Source organism: Pseudomonas orientalis (assembly GCF_022807995.1).
Lineage (GTDB): Bacteria > Pseudomonadota > Gammaproteobacteria > Pseudomonadales > Pseudomonadaceae > Aquipseudomonas > Aquipseudomonas orientalis_B.
Genome location: NZ_CP094351.1, coordinates 5,415,504 through 5,432,098 on the forward strand (window position 1 = coordinate 5,415,504; position 16,595 = coordinate 5,432,098).

The 16,595-nt window shown below is 61.9% G+C and carries 19 protein-coding genes; 13 read left to right on the plus strand and 6 right to left on the minus strand.

Annotated features, from left to right (window positions below):
- Nucleotides 1-2 precede the first annotated feature (2 nt).
- From MRY17_RS24315 to pilG, 4 genes are read right to left on the minus strand one after another with little or no spacing between them, the layout of a single operon-like run.
- Nucleotides 3-2,054 carry a methyl-accepting chemotaxis protein gene (locus MRY17_RS24315; RefSeq protein ID WP_181282493.1) on the minus strand — a complete coding sequence of 684 codons (2,052 nt, stop codon included), beginning with the start codon at nt 2,052-2,054 and terminating at the stop codon, nt 3-5.
- On the minus strand, nt 2,051-2,575 hold the full coding sequence (locus tag MRY17_RS24320; RefSeq protein WP_181282494.1) for a chemotaxis protein CheW: 525 nt from the start codon (nt 2,573-2,575) through the stop codon (nt 2,051-2,053). The genes MRY17_RS24315 and MRY17_RS24320 overlap by 4 nt, the downstream gene beginning before the upstream one ends.
- Before the next feature lie 12 nt (nt 2,576-2,587).
- A complete protein-coding gene (pilH, locus tag MRY17_RS24325; RefSeq protein ID WP_014720320.1) occupies nt 2,588-2,953 on the minus strand; it encodes a twitching motility response regulator PilH in 366 nt (121 codons plus the stop codon).
- Between the two features lie 45 nt (nt 2,954-2,998).
- Nucleotides 2,999-3,406, minus strand: coding sequence for a twitching motility response regulator PilG (gene pilG, locus MRY17_RS24330; RefSeq protein WP_057723526.1), 408 nt, complete (start codon nt 3,404-3,406; stop codon nt 2,999-3,001).
- 239 nt (nt 3,407-3,645) lie between these two features.
- Between pilG and gshB the strand changes: the two genes are divergently transcribed.
- The 7 genes from gshB to MRY17_RS24365 all read left to right on the plus strand — a co-directional run bounded on the left by gshB (nt 3,646) and on the right by MRY17_RS24365 (nt 9,758).
- Nucleotides 3,646-4,599: a glutathione synthase gene (gshB, locus tag MRY17_RS24335; RefSeq protein ID WP_124425321.1), complete on the plus strand. Its 954-nt coding sequence runs from the start codon at nt 3,646-3,648 to the stop codon at nt 4,597-4,599.
- Nucleotides 4,600-4,676: 77 nt separating this feature from the next.
- Complete coding sequence (locus tag MRY17_RS24340; protein ID WP_243352993.1) at nt 4,677-5,582, plus strand: energy transducer TonB; 906 nt, start codon at nt 4,677-4,679, stop codon at nt 5,580-5,582.
- Nucleotides 5,583-5,789: 207 nt separating this feature from the next.
- Nucleotides 5,790-6,359: a YqgE/AlgH family protein gene (locus MRY17_RS24345; protein ID WP_181282496.1), complete on the plus strand. Its 570-nt coding sequence runs from the start codon at nt 5,790-5,792 to the stop codon at nt 6,357-6,359.
- Nucleotides 6,359-6,796 (plus strand): Holliday junction resolvase RuvX, encoded by a 438-nt coding sequence (ruvX, locus tag MRY17_RS24350; protein WP_181282497.1) that lies wholly within the window; start codon nt 6,359-6,361, stop codon nt 6,794-6,796. The genes MRY17_RS24345 and ruvX overlap by 1 nt, the downstream gene beginning before the upstream one ends.
- Nucleotides 6,797-6,954: 158 nt before the next feature.
- Nucleotides 6,955-7,461, plus strand: a complete 507-nt coding sequence (gene pyrR / locus MRY17_RS24355; protein WP_065934219.1) for a bifunctional pyr operon transcriptional regulator/uracil phosphoribosyltransferase PyrR — start codon at nt 6,955-6,957, stop codon at nt 7,459-7,461.
- A 24-nt stretch (nt 7,462-7,485) separates the two neighbouring features.
- Nucleotides 7,486-8,490: an aspartate carbamoyltransferase catalytic subunit gene (locus tag MRY17_RS24360; RefSeq protein ID WP_065885356.1), complete on the plus strand. Its 1,005-nt coding sequence runs from the start codon at nt 7,486-7,488 to the stop codon at nt 8,488-8,490.
- Nucleotides 8,487-9,758 carry a dihydroorotase gene (locus tag MRY17_RS24365; protein WP_243352994.1) on the plus strand — a complete coding sequence of 424 codons (1,272 nt, stop codon included), beginning with the start codon at nt 8,487-8,489 and terminating at the stop codon, nt 9,756-9,758. Before MRY17_RS24360 ends, MRY17_RS24365 begins: the two co-directional genes overlap by 4 nt.
- Nucleotides 9,759-9,893: 135 nt before the next feature.
- On the opposite strand, the gene MRY17_RS24370 is transcribed toward MRY17_RS24365, so the two are convergent.
- Nucleotides 9,894-10,322 (minus strand): NINE protein, encoded by a 429-nt coding sequence (locus MRY17_RS24370; RefSeq protein ID WP_181282500.1) that lies wholly within the window; start codon nt 10,320-10,322, stop codon nt 9,894-9,896.
- Between the two features lie 249 nt (nt 10,323-10,571).
- Between MRY17_RS24370 and MRY17_RS24375 the strand changes: the two genes are divergently transcribed.
- Nucleotides 10,572-11,210: a C40 family peptidase gene (locus MRY17_RS24375; RefSeq protein WP_057723517.1), complete on the plus strand. Its 639-nt coding sequence runs from the start codon at nt 10,572-10,574 to the stop codon at nt 11,208-11,210.
- Nucleotides 11,211-11,348: 138 nt separating this feature from the next.
- On the opposite strand, the gene MRY17_RS24380 is transcribed toward MRY17_RS24375, so the two are convergent.
- Nucleotides 11,349-12,383, minus strand: a complete 1,035-nt coding sequence (locus MRY17_RS24380; RefSeq protein ID WP_191956241.1) for a type IV pilus twitching motility protein PilT — start codon at nt 12,381-12,383, stop codon at nt 11,349-11,351.
- 57 nt (nt 12,384-12,440) lie between these two features.
- Here MRY17_RS24380 and MRY17_RS24385 point away from each other — a divergent pair, with 57 nt between their 5' ends.
- The 5 genes from MRY17_RS24385 to metW all read left to right on the plus strand — a co-directional run bounded on the left by MRY17_RS24385 (nt 12,441) and on the right by metW (nt 16,584).
- On the plus strand, nt 12,441-13,127 hold the full coding sequence (locus MRY17_RS24385; protein ID WP_181282503.1) for a YggS family pyridoxal phosphate-dependent enzyme: 687 nt from the start codon (nt 12,441-12,443) through the stop codon (nt 13,125-13,127).
- 33 nt (nt 13,128-13,160) lie between these two features.
- On the plus strand, nt 13,161-13,979 hold the full coding sequence (gene proC / locus MRY17_RS24390; RefSeq protein WP_191956240.1) for a pyrroline-5-carboxylate reductase: 819 nt from the start codon (nt 13,161-13,163) through the stop codon (nt 13,977-13,979).
- Between the two features lie 25 nt (nt 13,980-14,004).
- Nucleotides 14,005-14,592 carry a YggT family protein gene (locus MRY17_RS24395; protein WP_057723513.1) on the plus strand — a complete coding sequence of 196 codons (588 nt, stop codon included), beginning with the start codon at nt 14,005-14,007 and terminating at the stop codon, nt 14,590-14,592.
- A gap of 203 nt (nt 14,593-14,795) precedes the next feature.
- The gene (gene metX, locus MRY17_RS24400) at nt 14,796-15,938 is read left to right on the plus strand and encodes a homoserine O-succinyltransferase MetX (protein ID WP_181282505.1); all 1,143 of its coding nucleotides are present in this window, start codon (nt 14,796-14,798) and stop codon (nt 15,936-15,938) included.
- A gap of 25 nt (nt 15,939-15,963) precedes the next feature.
- Complete coding sequence (gene metW, locus MRY17_RS24405) at nt 15,964-16,584, plus strand: methionine biosynthesis protein MetW (RefSeq protein WP_181282506.1); 621 nt, start codon at nt 15,964-15,966, stop codon at nt 16,582-16,584.
- The last annotated feature ends 11 nt before the right edge of the window (nt 16,585-16,595 follow it).

Here is a 16,595-nt window from a genome sequence, read left to right on the forward strand (position 1 = left end):
TTTCACTCATCGACCTGTTTGGGCGGCGGGAGCGTGAACCCCGACACCGACCTGCGCAACTGACTGGCCATTTTCGCCAGGTTACCAATGCTTTCGGCCGTCGCCGTGGAACCCGACGAAGTCTGCGTGGTGATCTGCTGAATCACATTCATCGTCAGCGAAATCTGCCCCGCCGATGAGGTCTGCTGCTGCGCCGCATTGGAAATGCTCTGGATCAGCGCCGCCAGGGTTTTCGACACGCCTTCGATCTCTTCCAGCGCCACCCCGGCATCCTGGGCCAACCGCGCGCCGCGCACCACTTCGGTGGTGGTCTGTTCCATGGAGATGACCGCCTCGTTGGTATCGGCCTGGATCGCCCGCACCAGGGTTTCGATCTGCCGGGTGGCGGCCGACGAGCGCTCGGCCAGGCGTTGCACTTCATCGGCCACCACCGCAAAACCGCGCCCGGCATCGCCGGCCATGCTCGCCTGGATGGCCGCGTTCAGGGCGAGGATGTTGGTCTGGTCGGCGATGTCGTCGATCAGGCTGACGATGTCGCCAATCTCCTGGGACGACTCACCCAGGCGCTTGATGCGCTTGGCGGTGTCCTGGATCTGTTCACGAATGTTGTCCATGCCGTGGATGGTGTTGTGCACCACCTCGTTGCCCTTGTTGGCAATCTCCACCGAACGCTCGGCCACCGCCGAGGACTCGGCGGCGTTGGCCGATACCTGGTCGATGGACTGGGCCATCTGGTTGATTGCGGTGGAGGCTTCGGCGATCTGCTGGGCCTGATGCTCCGAGGCCTGGGCCAGGTGCATGGCGGTGGCCTGGGTCTCCTGCACCGCGCCGGCGACTTGCCCGGCGGTGAGGTTGATGGTGGCCACCAGGTCGCGCAACTGGTCCACCGAATAGTTGATCGAATCGGCAATGGTGCCGGTGAAGTCTTCGGTGACCGAGGCCGTGACGGTCAGGTCGCCGTCGGCCAAGTCTTCGATTTCATCCAGCAGGCGCATGATCGCGTTCTGATTGCGCTCGTTCTTCTCGGCGGTTTCGCGCAGCTGGCGGTTGGTCTCGCGCACCATCACCAGGCCGATCAGGATGATCGAAGCCAGCGCCAGCAGCCCCAGCACATAGCCGCCGAGGGTATCCACATTGCGCCCGCCGGCCAGGTTCTCAAACCCGGTGGCCAGGTGCGAAGCTTCGTCGAGCAGGGTTTGCGACAGGTTGAAAATATTGCTCGCCGACGCGCGCACCTGGAACAGCTGCGGCGAGGTTTCGAGGATCTCATCCACGGAACCCGAAACGAATTCGAACAGCTCGGCGATTTCCGCTAACCGCGCGCGGGCGTCAGGGTCCTCGACCTGGGTGATGCGCAGGCCCGGGTTGCCGTTGAGCATGCCATTGAGCACCACGCCAAAACGATTGGCGTCGCGACCAAAGGCATCGGCGGCCTGCGCGGCGGTTTCGTCGCCGGCGAGCACGGTGTTGACCGCCCCCAGAATACGCTCGGCCAGCAGTGACTGGCGCTGGGCCAGCGCCACCTGGCTCGCGGGGGCGCCACGCTGGAGCAGGATGTCGACGACTTTTTCCGACTCTATCTGCAACTGCGGCACGGTTTCGGCGAGGGTGGCGGCCACCTGGTGCAACGACAGTACGGTCTGTTCGCTGGCCAAAATGGCGTCGGTGTTTTTCAGCAGGGCCTCCCAGTCCGTCTGCACCGCGCGCATCTCGGCGCGTACGGCACCGGGCGCGGCCGGCAGGCCGGTTTGCGGGTCGCCTTTTTTCAGGTAGCCCCAGCGCTGGGCAAAGTCGTTGCGCGCCTCGCCCAGCAGCTTGAACGCGGCCGCCTTGCCGGCGGCGGCTTCGGTGGCGTTCTTGGCAATACGTTGGGACAACACCCGCAACTCGCCCGCGTGGCCGATGTACTGTTTATCGTAGGTGGACTGGGTATTGAGGTAGGCGAAGTTGGCGAACAACAGCATGATGAACACGATCAGTGCGATAAACAGCACGATGATCTGCGAGCGGCTGCGCGAGGCGGCCTGGGGCTTGGGCGTGGTCACGGTGCTCATGCGGCCACATCCATGAAGCCCGGAGCCTGGGCCAGGGCGAAGGGGCTGAAGACCTGCCACTGCGGGTCGCCATCGAACTGGCCCTGGATAAACGGCGCGCCGGAGGCGGCATTCGCCATCCACGCCTCGAGTGCAAAATGTTGCATGCCCACCACCTCGTCCACCAGCAACCCGACAAACAGCTCGTTGTATTCCACCACCAGCACCCGCCGCTGCTTGCGCACTTTGGACAGCTCCTGGCCGAGAAAACCGCCCAGGTCCATCACCGGCAGCAAGCGCCCGCGCAGGTTGGCCACGCCCTTGACCCAGGGTTTTACCCCAGGCATCAGGGTGCAGCGCGGCTCATGCAGCACCTCGGCGACTTCGCCCATGGGCGCCACATACCAGTGCTGCCCCAGGCGAAAACCGATCCCGCTCCAGCGTTGCAGGCGGGTTTCCTGGGACGGCAGGTCGGCGGCCAGCAGACGGCAGCGGCGGTCGATGTCCAGCAGCAACTCGAAGGCGGTTTGCGACTCGGTCATGATGGCGTGCCGTCAGCCGGCCAGCACCTTGTTCAGCGTGGCGATCAGGGTTTCTTCGTCCACCGGCTTGGTCAGGTAGTCCTTGGCGCCCTGGCGTGCGCCCCAGATCTTGTCGGTTTCCTGGTCCTTGGTGGTGATGATGATGATCGGGATGCCGTTGGTTTCCGGCTCCTTGGACAACTGGCGCGTGGCCTGGAAGCCGTTGAGACCCGGCATCACGATGTCCATCAGCACCGCATCGGGTTTTTCCTGACGGGCCAGGGCCACGCCGTCCGCGCCGTTTTCGGCTTTCAATACCTGGTGGCCATGCTTTTCCAGCATGCCGGTCAGTTTGTACATTTCGGTCGGCGAATCGTCGACGATCAGAACACGTGCCATGGTTTTCCCCACTACATTGGTCGGCGCCGGCCCTCGGGGGCGGCGTCAGTGTGCTTGTTCTACTGCGGCGAAGGCAGGCACATAGGCCTTGATCGCACCCAGCAGTTCTTCCTTGCTGAAAGGCTTGGTCAAAAACTGATCGACCCCCACGGTACGCCCCTTGGCCTTGTCGAACAGGCCGTCCCTGGAGGACAGCATGATCACCGGGATCGACTTGAACGCCGGGTTGTTCTTCACCAGGGCGCAGGTCTGGTAGCCATCCAGGCGCGGCATCATGATGTCGACAAAGATAATGTGCGGGTGATGATCCACGATCCGGGCCAGGGCATCGAAACCGTCGATGGCCGTGATGACCTCACACCCCATGTTCTTCAACAGCGTCTCGGCGGTGCGGCGGATCGTTTTCGAATCGTCGATCACCATCACTCTCAAGGCGTTGGAATGCTGTTCCATAGTTGCTCTACCATCGCCACAGCGAATCGGTTTTCGGTGTGTACTGCCTGATGTGTCACAGGATGAGCCCCGCAGGCCTTGGAATTCAAGGGCTGCTGCGCTCCGGCAGTCTTTTTAGCACAGTCTCCGGGCGCAATCTATCGAGGCGCCCGCCTGGTGGTTTTTCCTTGACCCGCAACAGCCGCAGCGCCACTCTGACGCCACTTTTATGCGCCCCAATTTGCCAGAGGAAATCCCCCATGAGCGTTCGCGTCGGCATTGTCATGGACCCTATCGCCAGCATCTCCTATAAAAAGGACAGCTCGCTGGCCATGCTCCTGGCCGCCCAGGCCCGCGGCTGGAGCCTGTTCTATATGGAACAGCGCGACCTTTACCAGGGTGACGGCGAAGCCCGTGCGCGGATGCGCCCGTTGCAGGTATTCGCCAACCCCGAGAAGTGGTTCGAACTGCAGGATGAAATCGACAGCCCCCTGAGCGATCTGGACGTGATCCTGATGCGCAAGGACCCGCCGTTCGACATGGAATTCGTGTATTCCACCTACCTGCTGGAGCAGGCCGAGCGCGCCGGCGTATTGATCGTCAACAAGCCGCAAAGCCTGCGCGACTGCAATGAAAAACTGTTCGCCACGCTGTTCCCGCAGTGCACGCCGCCAACCGTAGTCAGCCGCCGTGCCGACGTGCTGCGTGAGTTCGCCGCCAGGCATGGCGATGTGATTCTCAAGCCGCTGGACGGCATGGGCGGCACCTCGATCTTCCGTCACCGCGCGGGGGACCCGAACCTGTCGGTGATCCTGGAAACCCTGACCGCGCTGGGCACCCAGCAAATCATGGGCCAGGCCTACCTGCCGGCGATCAAGGACGGCGACAAACGCATCCTGATGATCGACGGCGAGCCGGTGGATTACTGCCTGGCGCGGATCCCGGCGGCCGGCGAGACCCGTGGCAACCTGGCCGCCGGTGGCCGTGGTGAAGCGCGACCGCTGTCGGACAAGGACCGTTGGATCGCCGCCCAAGTCGGCCCGACCCTTCGCGAAAAAGGCCTGCTGTTTGTAGGACTTGACGTAATCGGTGAGAACCTCACCGAAATCAACGTCACCAGTCCGACCTGTATTCGCGAGATTGATAACGCATTTGGCACGAACATCGGCGAAATGCTCATGGCAGCCATTGAGCGCAAGCTACAAGCCAAGTGACATAGAACAGCCGGACATACACCAACATTGCGTTATCATGCGCCACCTGTGAAACGCGCGATGTTGGTTTTTTTGTCATGACGCTCCCGTCCGATCTGCCCCCCGAACTCTCCCACAGCGGCGTGCGCCCGGCTGATCGGCTCGGATTTACCCTGTTCCTGGCGGCGCTGGTTCACCTGGCACTGATTCTCGGGCTGGGTTTCACCTTGGTCGAACCCAAGCAGATCACCAAGACCCTGGAAATCACGCTGGCCACCTTCGAGAGCGATAAAAAGCCCGAGAAGGCCGACTTTCTGGCCCAGGAAAACCAGCAAGGCAGCGGCACCCTCGACAAGAAAGCCGTGCCCAAGACCACCGAAGTGGCGCCGTTCCAGGACAATAAGATCAACAAAGTCACCCCGCCACCGGCCGCCAGGCCGGAAGTCAAACAGGCGACGCCCAAGGCTGCCGTGACCACCGTCGCGCCCAAGCCGCAAAAAGCCCCGACCCAGCGCGAAAAAACCCGGACCGAGCCCAACCCCGAGCCCGTCAAGCCTGCGCCGACATTCGACAGCTCGACGCTGTCCGACGAAATCTCCAGCCTGGAAGCCGAACTGGCCCACGAACAACAGCTCTACGCCAAACGCCCGCGCATCTACCGCTTGAACGCCGCCTCGACCATGCGCGACAAAGGCGCCTGGTATAAGGACGAATGGCGCAAGAAGGTCGAGCGCATCGGCAACCTCAACTATCCGGAAGAGGCACGCCGCCAGCAGATCTATGGCAATTTGCGCCTGCTGGTGTCGATCAACCGCGACGGTTCGCTCTATGAAGTGCAGGTGCTGGAATCCTCCGGCCAGCCCCTGCTGGATCAGGCTGCCCAGCGCATCGTGCGCCTGGCCGCGCCCTTTGCGCCCTTTACCGGCGACTTGAACGACGTGGACCGCCTGGAAATCATCCGCACCTGGAAATTTGCCAGGGGCGATCGGCTGTCCAGCAATTGACTCTGGCACTTTCCTTCACTGTAGGAGCGAGCTTGCTCGCGAAAAACGCATAGGCGGCGCGGACTACCTGATAGCACTGCGTCATCGTTAACGACCTTCGCGAGCAAGGGCTAGCCGCCCGCCTCGCTCCTACAGAAAAGCAGACGGTGCTCTATTCGGGTCACGCTCAGCTTGTCAGTTTGCCCCTCCGACGCCACACTAGCGGACATGAAAAATGTCAGCCCGACCTACCTCAAGCACCACTTCCTGATCGCCATGCCCCATATGGCCGACCCGAACTTTGCGCAGACCTTGACCTACATCGTCGAGCACACGGCCAATGGTGCCATGGGGTTGGTGGTGAACCGCCCGCAGGAGCTGAACCTGGCCGACATCCTCGAGCAACTGCGCCCGGAAATCGATCCTCCCGCCAGTTGCCAGGGCGTGCCGATCTACTTCGGCGGGCCGGTGCAGACCGATCGCGGTTTCGTGTTGCACCCCACCGGACCGAAGTTCCAGGCCACGGTTGACCTTGAGGGCGTGTCCCTGTCCACGTCCCAGGATGTGTTGTTCGCGATCGCCGACGGTGTCGGCCCTGAACAAAGTGTGATTACCCTGGGATACGCCGGTTGGGAAGCCGGGCAACTGGAGGCCGAACTGGCCAGCAATGCCTGGCTGACCTGCCCCTTCGACGCCGACATCCTGTTCAACACTGCCAGCGAACTGCGCCTGGAAGCGGCCGCCGCCAAGCTGCGAGTCAACCTCAGCCTGTTGACCAGCCAGGCGGGGCACGCCTGATGGCCTTGCGTCTGATCCTGGGGTTTGACTACGGCACCAAACAGATCGGCGTTGCGGTCGGCCAGGTGATTACCGGCCAGGCCCGCGAGCTGTGCACATTGAAGGCTCAGAACGGCGTGCCGGACTGGAACCAGGTCGAAGCGCTGATCAAGGAATGGAAGCCCGATGCAGTGGTGGTCGGCCTGCCCCTGAACATGGACGGCACGCCCAGCGACATGTGCCTGCGCGCCGAAAAATTCGCCCGCCGCCTCAACGGTCGCTACAACATTCCCTTCTATACCCACGATGAACGCCTGACCACCTTTGAAGCCAAGGGCGAGCGACGCGACCGTGGCGGGCAGAAGGGCAGCTACCGCGACAACCCCGTGGACGCCATCGCCGCCGCCTTGCTGTTGCAGGGCTGGCTGGATGAAAACACCGCTTTATTTGAATCCTGACTGACGCGGCTTGCCTGTCATCAACGCTGTTTGTAGGAGCGAGCTTGCTCGCGAAGAACGTCAACGATAACGCATGAACCTGGATAAACACGGTGCCTGTGGGTTCTTCGCGAGCAAGCTCGCTCCTACACACCATCGCCTGCCTTGAAGGAGCCACCATGAGCTTGCCGAACCCTGCCGAACTGATCAGCCAGATGGCCACGCGCCTCACGGCGCACCTGCAACACCGTGCCATCAGCGAGCCGCGCTTCATCGGCATCCGCACCGGCGGTGTGTGGGTGGCCCAGGCCTTGCTGGAAGCACTGGGCAGTGACTCGCCCCTGGGTACGCTGGATGTGTCCTTCTACCGTGACGACTTCAGCCAGAACGGCCTGCATCCGCAAGTGCAACCCTCGGCCCTGCCATTCGAGGTAGAAGGCCAGCACCTGGTGTTGATCGACGACGTACTGATGAGTGGCCGCACCATCCGTGCGGCCATGAACGAGCTGTTCGACTACGGCCGCCCGGCCAGTATCACGCTGGTGTGCCTGCTGGACCTGGATGCTGGCGAGTTGCCGATCAGCCCGGATGTGGTCGGCGCAACGCTGTCCCTGGAAGCCCACCAGCGGGTAAAATTGTCCGGTCCCACGCCGCTCGAACTCGAACTGCAAGACCTTGCCCTTTAAACCGCCTTGTACAGAGTCCCCGCGATGACGCCTCTAGATGCCAAGCGCCCGCTGCAGCTCAATGCTCAGGGCCAGTTGCAACATTTCCTGTCCCTCGATGGTTTGCCCCGCGAGCTGCTCACCGAAATCCTCGACACCGCCGACTCGTTCCTCGAAGTCGGTGGCCGGGCGGTGAAGAAGGTTCCGCTGCTGCGCGGCAAGACCATCTGCAACGTGTTCTTCGAGAACTCCACGCGCACCCGCACCACCTTTGAACTGGCGGCCCAGCGGCTGTCGGCTGACGTGATCACGTTGAACGTGTCCACCTCGTCGGCCAGCAAGGGCGAAACCCTGCTCGACACCCTGCGCAACCTGGAAGCCATGGCCGCCGACATGTTCGTGGTGCGCCACGGCGACTCCGGCGCCGCGCACTTCATCGCCGAACATGTGTGCCCGAATGTGGCAATCATCAACGGCGGCGACGGCCGCCACGCCCATCCGACCCAGGGCATGCTCGACATGCTCACCATCCGTCGGCACAAGGGCGGCTTTGAAAACCTCTCGGTGGCCATCGTCGGTGACATCCTGCACTCGCGGGTTGCGCGCTCGAACATGCTGGCCCTCAAAGCCCTGGGCTGTCCGGACATCCGCGTGATCGCCCCGAAAACGCTGCTGCCCATCGGCATCGAGCAGTACGGCGTGAAGGTCTATACCAATATGGCCGAAGGCCTCAAGGATGTGGACGTGGTGATCATGCTGCGCCTGCAACGCGAACGCATGGCCGGCGGCCTGCTGCCGAGCGAGGGCGAGTTCTATCGCCTGTTCGGCCTGACCACCGCGCGCCTGGCCGGCGCCAAGCCGGATGCCATCGTGATGCACCCGGGCCCGATCAACCGCGGGGTGGAAATCGAATCGGCGGTGGCCGACGGTCCGCAATCGGTGATTCTCAACCAGGTGACCTACGGCATCGCCATCCGCATGGCCGTAATGTCCATGGCCATGAGCGGGCAAACCGCGCAACGTCAATTCGAGCAGGAGAACGCCCAGTGAAGCTCAGCATTCTCGGCGCCCGAGTCATCGATCCGGCCAGCGGCCTGGATCAAGTCACCGACCTTCACCTGGACGCCGGCAAGATTATCGCCATCGGTGCCGCGCCCGCAGGCTTCAGCGCAGTCGAAAGCATCGACGCCAAAGGCCTGGTCGCCGCGCCCGGGCTGGTGGACCTCAACGTCGCCCTGCGTGAGCCCGGCTACAGTCGCAAAGGCAACATCACCAGCGAAACCCGCGCCGCCGCCGCCGGTGGCGTGACCAGCCTGTGCTGCCCGCCGAACACCAAGCCGGTGCTGGACACTTCAGCGGTCACCGAGCTGATCCTCGACCGCGCCCGTGAAGCGGGTAACTGCAAAGTGCTCCCTGTGGGCGCGCTGAGCAAAGGCCTGGAGGGCGAGCAACTGGCTGAACTGATCGCCTTGCGCGACGCCGGTTGCGTAGCGTTCAGCAACGGCCTGGAAAGCTTTCGCAGCACGCGTACCTTGTGCCGGGCCCTGGAATACGCGGCCACCTTCGACCTGACGGTAATCTTTCATTCCCAGGACCGCGACCTGGCTGAAGGCGGCCTGGCCCATGAAGGTGCGGTGGCCAGCTTCCTCGGTTTGCCGGGCATCCCGGAAACCGCAGAAACCGTGGCCCTGGCCCGTGACCTGTTGCTGGTGGAACAAAGCGGCGTACGCGCGCATTTCAGCCAGCTGACCAGCGCCCGCGGCGTCGCCCTGATTGCCCAGGCCCAGGCCCGCGGCTTGCCGGTGACGGCGGACGTGGCGCTGTACCAGTTGATCCTGACCGATGAGGCGCTGATCGACTTCTCCAGCCTGTACCACGTGCAACCGCCGCTGCGCACCCTGGTCGATCGTGAGGGTTTGCGTGCGGCGGTGAAATCGGGCGTGGTCTCGGCGATCTCCAGCCACCACCAGCCCCACGAACGCGATGCCAAGCTGGCGCCGTTTGGTGCCACCGAGCCAGGCATCAGCAGCGTCGAGTTGCTGCTGCCGTTGGCAATGACCCTGGTGGAGGATGGCTTGCTGGACCTGCCGACGCTGCTGGCACGCCTGAGCACCGGCCCGGCCGACGCCTTGCGCCTGCCGGCGGGTAAGTTGGCGGTGGGTTCGGCGGCGGATCTGGTGCTGTTCGATCCGGCCAGTTCCACGGTTGCCGGGGAACACTGGCTGTCCAAAGGCGAAAACTGCCCGTTCGTTGGCCACAGCCTGCCGGCCACGGTGCGCTACACCTTGATGGATGGGCGGATCAGCTACCAGGCTTGAAGCGGGCACGGTAAAAAAAGTGGGAGGGGGCTTGCCCCCGATAGCGGAGTGTCAGCTACCAAATCTATTGGCTGACACACTGCAATCGGGGGCAAGCCCCCTCCCACATTTGGTTCTATATTGGATAGGGGAGATTCAGCGGCCGCCATTACGCTCGGCGTTGCGGATAGAAATCTGGCTGTTCAATGTCCAGAAGTCATACAGCACCCCAATCAGGAACAAACCACCGGTCAGCAGGTAGATCAGGCCGGTGATCCATTTGCCCTGGTACATCCGGTGCACGCCGAACACACCCAGGAACGCCAACAGAATCCAGGCCACGTTGTATTCGATGGGCCCGGCGGTAAAACGCAGGTCGGCTTCACGGTCCATGGCCGGGATCAGGAACAAGTCGATCAGCCAGCCAATACCCAGCAGGCCGAAGGTGAAAAACCAGATTGTCCCGGTGACCGGCTTACCGTAATAAAAGCGATGGGCTCCGGTAAAACCGAAAATCCACAGCAGGTAACCGATCACCTTGCTGTGGGTGTCTTGTTGCGTAGCAACCTGTTGATAGCCGTTCATGAAAGACCTCTTTTCACTTGATAGATAAATTTGTTCATTTTTTTTGTGACTTTTTTACGGGCACCCGACGCACGGTAAGTGGTATCGTTCTGCCCTCAAACCCTTATGCCACCTGACTTGTGTCGGACAATTGCGGCGAATCGTCGCGTTTTTTCCGAATTTGACCCCAAGGTTCAGTCGACAAACGGCCTGAGAACAGCACAAAAAGCTGTTATAAAGTTGCGCGCAAACCCATATGAGCCACGCCTAATGCGACCATTTATCAAGACATGGCTAACCATTTGCCTATTAATGCCACTGGCCGCCCACGCCACCAATCGTGAGCAACGTCTTCCAAACGTTAACGGTTTTACCCCTAAAGTTCATAGCACGCCCAGCACCGCAAAATCGGCAAAGCCCACCGTCAGCCGCCCGACTCAACTGAGCAAGGCACACGGCAAAACGCTTTCCACGCAGTTGGCCGTGAATACCAAACAGAGCAGCAACGTTTTGAGCCGTGCCGTAAACGTGCTCGGTACACCTTATCGTTGGGGCGGCAGCAGCCCAAGTAAAGGGTTCGACTGCAGCGGCCTGGTGAAATATGCGTTCAACGACGTCAAGGCGGTGGATCTGCCGCGTACGTCCAACGCCATGGCAGCCGGCCACGGGTTGAAAGTTGATCGCAAAGACCTGAAACCCGGCGATTTGCTGTTCTTCAAGCTCAAGAGCCGTCAGGTCAACCACGTTGCCATCTACCTGGGCAACGACCGCTTTATCCACGCACCGCGTCGTGGCAAGTCGGTGAGCATCGATACACTGAAAAAGCCGTTCTGGGACAAGAACTACGTGATCGCCAAGCGGGTACTGCCTAAAGAGCAGAACAACAACCTGCGGATCGTGCAGCGCTGATTCCAGGCTGAAAATGCAGTAACCCATGTGGGAGGGGGCTTGCCCCCGATGGCGGTGGATCAGTCAGTTACTTGTGGCTGACCCACTGCAATCGGGGGCAAGCCCCCTCCCACATTGGATTTCATTGTTTGCTGAATCTCATAGGTCTGCCGGCACCCTGGCCTTCTCCCGCGCCTCCTCTGCGCTGATCACCCCCTCGTTCACCAGCGCCTTCAAGCTCATATCCAGCGTTTTCATCCCCAACGCCCCGCCGGTCTGCATCGCCGAGACCATCTGCGCCACTTTGTCTTCGCGGATCAGGTTACGAATAGCGGGCGTGCCCAGCATGATTTCGTGAGCCGCGACCCGTCCGCCGCCGATTTTCCTGACCAGCACCTGGGAGACCACCGCCTGCAGCGACTCCGACAGCATCGAGCGGACCATGGCCTTTTCCCCGGCCGGGAACACGTCCACCAGTCGGTCTACCGTCTTTGCCGCCGAGGTGGTGTGCAGAGTGCCGAATACCAGGTGCCCGGTCTCAGCGGCCGTCAGCGCCAGGCGGATGGTTTCCAGGTCACGTAGTTCGCCCACCAGAATCACATCCGGGTCTTCGCGCAACGCCGAGCGCAGCGCCGCCGAGAAGCTGTGGGTATCGCGATGCACCTGGCGCTGGTTGATCAGCGCCATTTTCGGCCTGTGGATAAATTCGATGGGGTCTTCCAGCGTGAGGATGTGCTGGCGTCGATGCCGGTTCAGATAATCAATCATCGCAGCCAGGGTGGTGGACTTGCCCGAGCCGGTGGGCCCGGTCACCAGCACCAGGCCGCGCGGCAGCTGCGCGATACGCTGGAACACCTCGCCCAGGCCGAGGTTTTCCAGGCTCTGGATGTCGCTGGGGATGGTGCGAAACACCGCGCCCACGCCCCGCTCCTGCCGGAACACATTTACGCGAAAGCGCGCCACGCCGGGCAGTTCGAAGGCAAAGTCTGTTTCAAGAGATGTTTCGAAATCCTTTTGTTGGTGCTGGTTGAGCAAAGGGCTCAATAAATCCCCTACCTGCGACCCGCCCAGCACCGGGCAATCCAGCGGCCAGACCTCGCCGTCGATGCGCAACATCGGCGCCAGGCCCGCCGACAGATGCAGGTCGGAAGCGCCACGGCGTACGCTGGCGGTGAGTAATTCAGTGATATCCATAGGGCTTTCCATTTCCAGTAGAATGCCGCGGACTCCATATCCACGGGCGCAACTTGAATGTCGACGATAGCAGACAACATCGGCCTGGTTAGCCAGCGCATCCGCGCCGCCGCCGACGCCGTGCAGCGTGACGCAAGCGGCATCCACCTGCTGGCCGTGAGCAAGACCAAACCGGCGCAAGCCGTACGCGAAGCCTACGCGGCCGGGATGCATGATTTTGGCGAAAACTACCTGCAGGAAGCCTTGGGCAAACAGGCGCAATTATCCGACCTGCCCTTGAGTTGGCACTTCATCGGCCCCATTCAATCGAACAAGACTCGCGCGATCGCCGAGAATTTCGCCTGGGTGCATTCCGTGGACCGCCTGAAAATCGCACAACGCCTGTCCGAACAACGCCCTGCCGACCTGCCTGCGCTGAATATCTGCATCCAGGTCAACGTCAGTGGCGAAGCCAGCAAGTCCGGCTGTACGCCCGCCGACCTGCCGGCCCTGGCCAACGCCATCAGCGCCCTGCCGCGCCTGAAGCTGCGGGGCTTGATGGCGATCCCCGAACCGACTGAAGATCGTGCTGCGCAAGATGCGGCGTTTGCCACGGTACGCGAGCTGCAAGCCAGCCTGGCCCTGCCGCTCGACACACTTTCCATGGGCATGAGCCACGACCTCGAGTCGGCCATCGCTCAAGGCGCCACCTGGGTGCGGATCGGTACCGCGCTGTTTGGCGCCCGTGACTACGACCAGCCGTGAAATGGCTGACGTTCATTTAGCTAAGGACCTGTCATGAAAGACATGCGTATTGCCTTTATCGGCGCCGGTAACATGGCAGCCAGCCTGATCGGCGGCCTGCGGGCCAAGGGCCTGGACGCTGCGCAGATTCGCGCCAGCGACCCTGGCGCCGAGACCCGCGCCCGGGTCAGCGCCGAACACGGCATTGAAACCTTTGCCGACAACGCCGAGGCCATTGAAGGCGTCGACGTAATCCTGCTGGCGGTCAAGCCCCAGGCCATGAAAGCCGTGTGCGAAAGCCTGCGCCCGAGCCTGCAGGCCCATCAACTGGTGGTGTCCATCGCTGCCGGCATCACCTGCGCCAGCATGAACAACTGGCTCGGCTCTCAGCCAATCGTACGCTGCATGCCGAATACCCCGTCGTTGTTGCGCCAGGGCGTGAGCGGCTTGTACGCCACCGCCGAAGTCAGCGCCGCGCAGCGTGATCAGGCCCAGGAGCTACTATCGGCCGTGGGCATCGCCCTGTGGCTGGAGCAGGAGCAGCAACTGGACGCGGTCACCGCCGTTTCCGGCAGCGGCCCGGCGTACTTCTTCCTGCTGATCGAAGCCATGACCGCCGCCGGCGTGAAACTGGGCCTGCCCGCTGACGTTGCCGAGCAACTGGCCGAGCAGACCGCCCTGGGTGCTGCGAAGATGGCGGTGTCCAGCGAGGTGGACGCGGCCGAGCTGCGCCGTCGCGTAACGTCCCCGGGCGGCACCACGCAAGCCGCGATCGAATCGTTCCAGGCCGGGGGCTTTGAAGCCCTGGTGGAAAAAGCACTGGGTGCCGCGGCACATCGTTCAGCCGAGATGGCCGAACAACTGGGCAAATAGTCGTCCCTTACCAAGGTAATCAAACATGCTCGGAATCAATGACGCTGCCGTCTTCATCATCCAGACCCTGGGCAGCCTGTACCTGCTGATCGTGCTGATGCGCTTTATCCTGCAACTGGTGCGGGCAAACTTCTACAACCCGCTGTGCCAGTTCGTGGTCAAGGCCACCCAACCGCTGCTCAAGCCGCTGCGCCGCGTGATCCCGAGCCTGTTCGGGCTCGACATGTCGTCGCTGGTACTGGCGCTGCTGCTGCAGATCCTGCTGTTTGTGGTGATCCTGATGCTCAACGGCTACCAGGCCTTCACGGTGCTGCTGTTGCCATGGGCGCTGATCGGCATTTTCTCGCTGTTTTTGAAGATCATCTTCTGGTCGATGATCATCAGCGTGATCCTCTCGTGGGTCGCACCGGGCAGCCGCAGTCCGGGTGCGGAGCTGGTGTATCAGATCACCGAGCCCGTGTTGGCGCCATTCCGTCGCCTGATCCCGAACCTGGGCGGGCTGGATATTTCGCCGATCTTCGCGTTTATCGCGATCCAGCTGATTCAGAGCTGGGTGATTCCGCGTCTGGCGTTCTATGCGTTCATGCCTAAGGAACTGTTCGGTTTAATCTGAAATACGGTAAAAAATGTGGGAGGAGGCTTGCCCCCGATAGCAGTGGGTCAGCTACAGATAAGCTGACTGATCCACCGCAATCGGGGGCAAGCCCCCTCCCACATTTTGTATCTGTGTATTGAATTGAATACGTGCAGACCATTGCTTGCCGCTGGGGGCCCCGCTCTTTAGACTTACGCCTCATTTAAACGAGAGCAGGGTCGATGCCAACTGCCTTCCCCCCCGATTCCGTTGGACTGGTCGTGCCCCAAGTGGCGCACTTCAGCGAACCGCTGGCCCTGGCCTGCGGACGTTCGCTGGCAGCCTATGACCTGATCTACGAAACCTACGGCCAGTTGAACGCCACGGCGAGCAACGCCGTGCTGATCTGCCACGCCTTGTCCGGCCATCATCACGCCGCAGGCTTCCACAGCGTCGACGAGCGCAAGCCCGGCTGGTGGGACAGCTGCATCGGCCCTGGCAAGCCCATCGACACCAACAAGTTCTTCGTGGTCAGCCTGAACAACCTCGGCGGCTGCAACGGGTCCACCGGTCCCAGCAGCCTCAACCCGGAAACCGGCAAGCCCTTCGGGGCCGACTTCCCGGTGCTCACCGTGGAAGACTGGGTGCACAGCCAGGCGCGCCTCGCCGACCTGCTGGGCATCGCCCAATGGGCGGCCGTGATCGGTGGCAGCCTGGGCGGCATGCAAGCGCTGCAATGGACCATCACCTACCCGGATCGCGTGCGCCACTGCCTCGCGATCGCCTCGGCCCCCAAGTTGTCGGCGCAGAATATCGCCTTCAACGAAGTGGCGCGCCAGGCCATCCTCACCGACCCCGAGTTCCACGGTGGTTCGTTCCAGGAAGCCGGCGTGATCCCCAAGCGCGGCCTGATGCTGGCGCGGATGGTCGGGCACATCACCTACCTGTCCGATGACTCCATGGGCGAAAAATTCGGCCGTGGCCTCAAGAGCGAAAAGCTCAACTACGACTTCCACAGCGTCGAGTTCCAGGTGGAAAGCTACCTGCGTTATCAGGGCGAGGAGTTTTCCGGACGTTTCGACGCCAACACCTACCTGCTGATGACCAAAGCGCTGGACTACTTCGACCCGGCTGCGAACCATGATGACGACCTGGCGAAAACCTTCGAGCACGCCACGGCCAAGTTTTGCGTGATGTCGTTCACCACCGACTGGCGCTTCTCGCCGGCGCGCTCGCGCGAACTGGTGGACGCCCTGATGGCTGCACGCAAAGATGTCTGTTACCTGGAGATCGATGCACCGCAAGGCCACGACGCCTTCCTGATTCCGATCCCCCGTTATCTGCAGGCGTTCAGCAATTACATGAACCGAATAGCGCTTATATGAATTGCTTACGCTTTGGGAGAACGCCATGAGAGCCGACCTGGAAATCATCCAAGACTGGATCCCCGCCGGCAGCCGCGTGCTCGACCTGGGTTGCGGTGATGGCGAACTGCTGAGCTGGTTGCGCGACAACAAGCAAGTCACCGGCTACGGCCTGGAAAACGATGCGGACAACATCGCCCAGTGCGTGGCCAAGGGCATCAACGTGATCGAGCAGGACCTGGACAAGGGCCTGGGCAACTTTGCCAGCGACAGCTTCGACATCGTGGTGATGACCCAGGCCCTGCAAGCGGTGCACTACCCGGACCGCATCCTCGATGAAATGCTGCGGGTCGGCCGCCAATGCATCATCACCTTCCCCAACTTCGGTCACTGGCGCTGCCGCTGGTACCTGGCCACCAAGGGCCGCATGCCAGTGTCGGACTTCCTGCCGTACACCTGGTACAACACGCCGAACATCCACTTCTGCACCTTCGAAGACTTCGAAGCCCTGTGTGGCGAGCGTGAAGCCAAGGTGATCAACCGCCTTGCCGTCGATCAGCAGCATCGTCACGGGTGGGCGAGTAAGCTGTGGCCCAACCTGTTGGGCGAAATCGGTATCTACCGGGTCAGCAGTCCTGGCCTGACCGACCACAAAGTTGCCGTCTAATCATTTCAAGA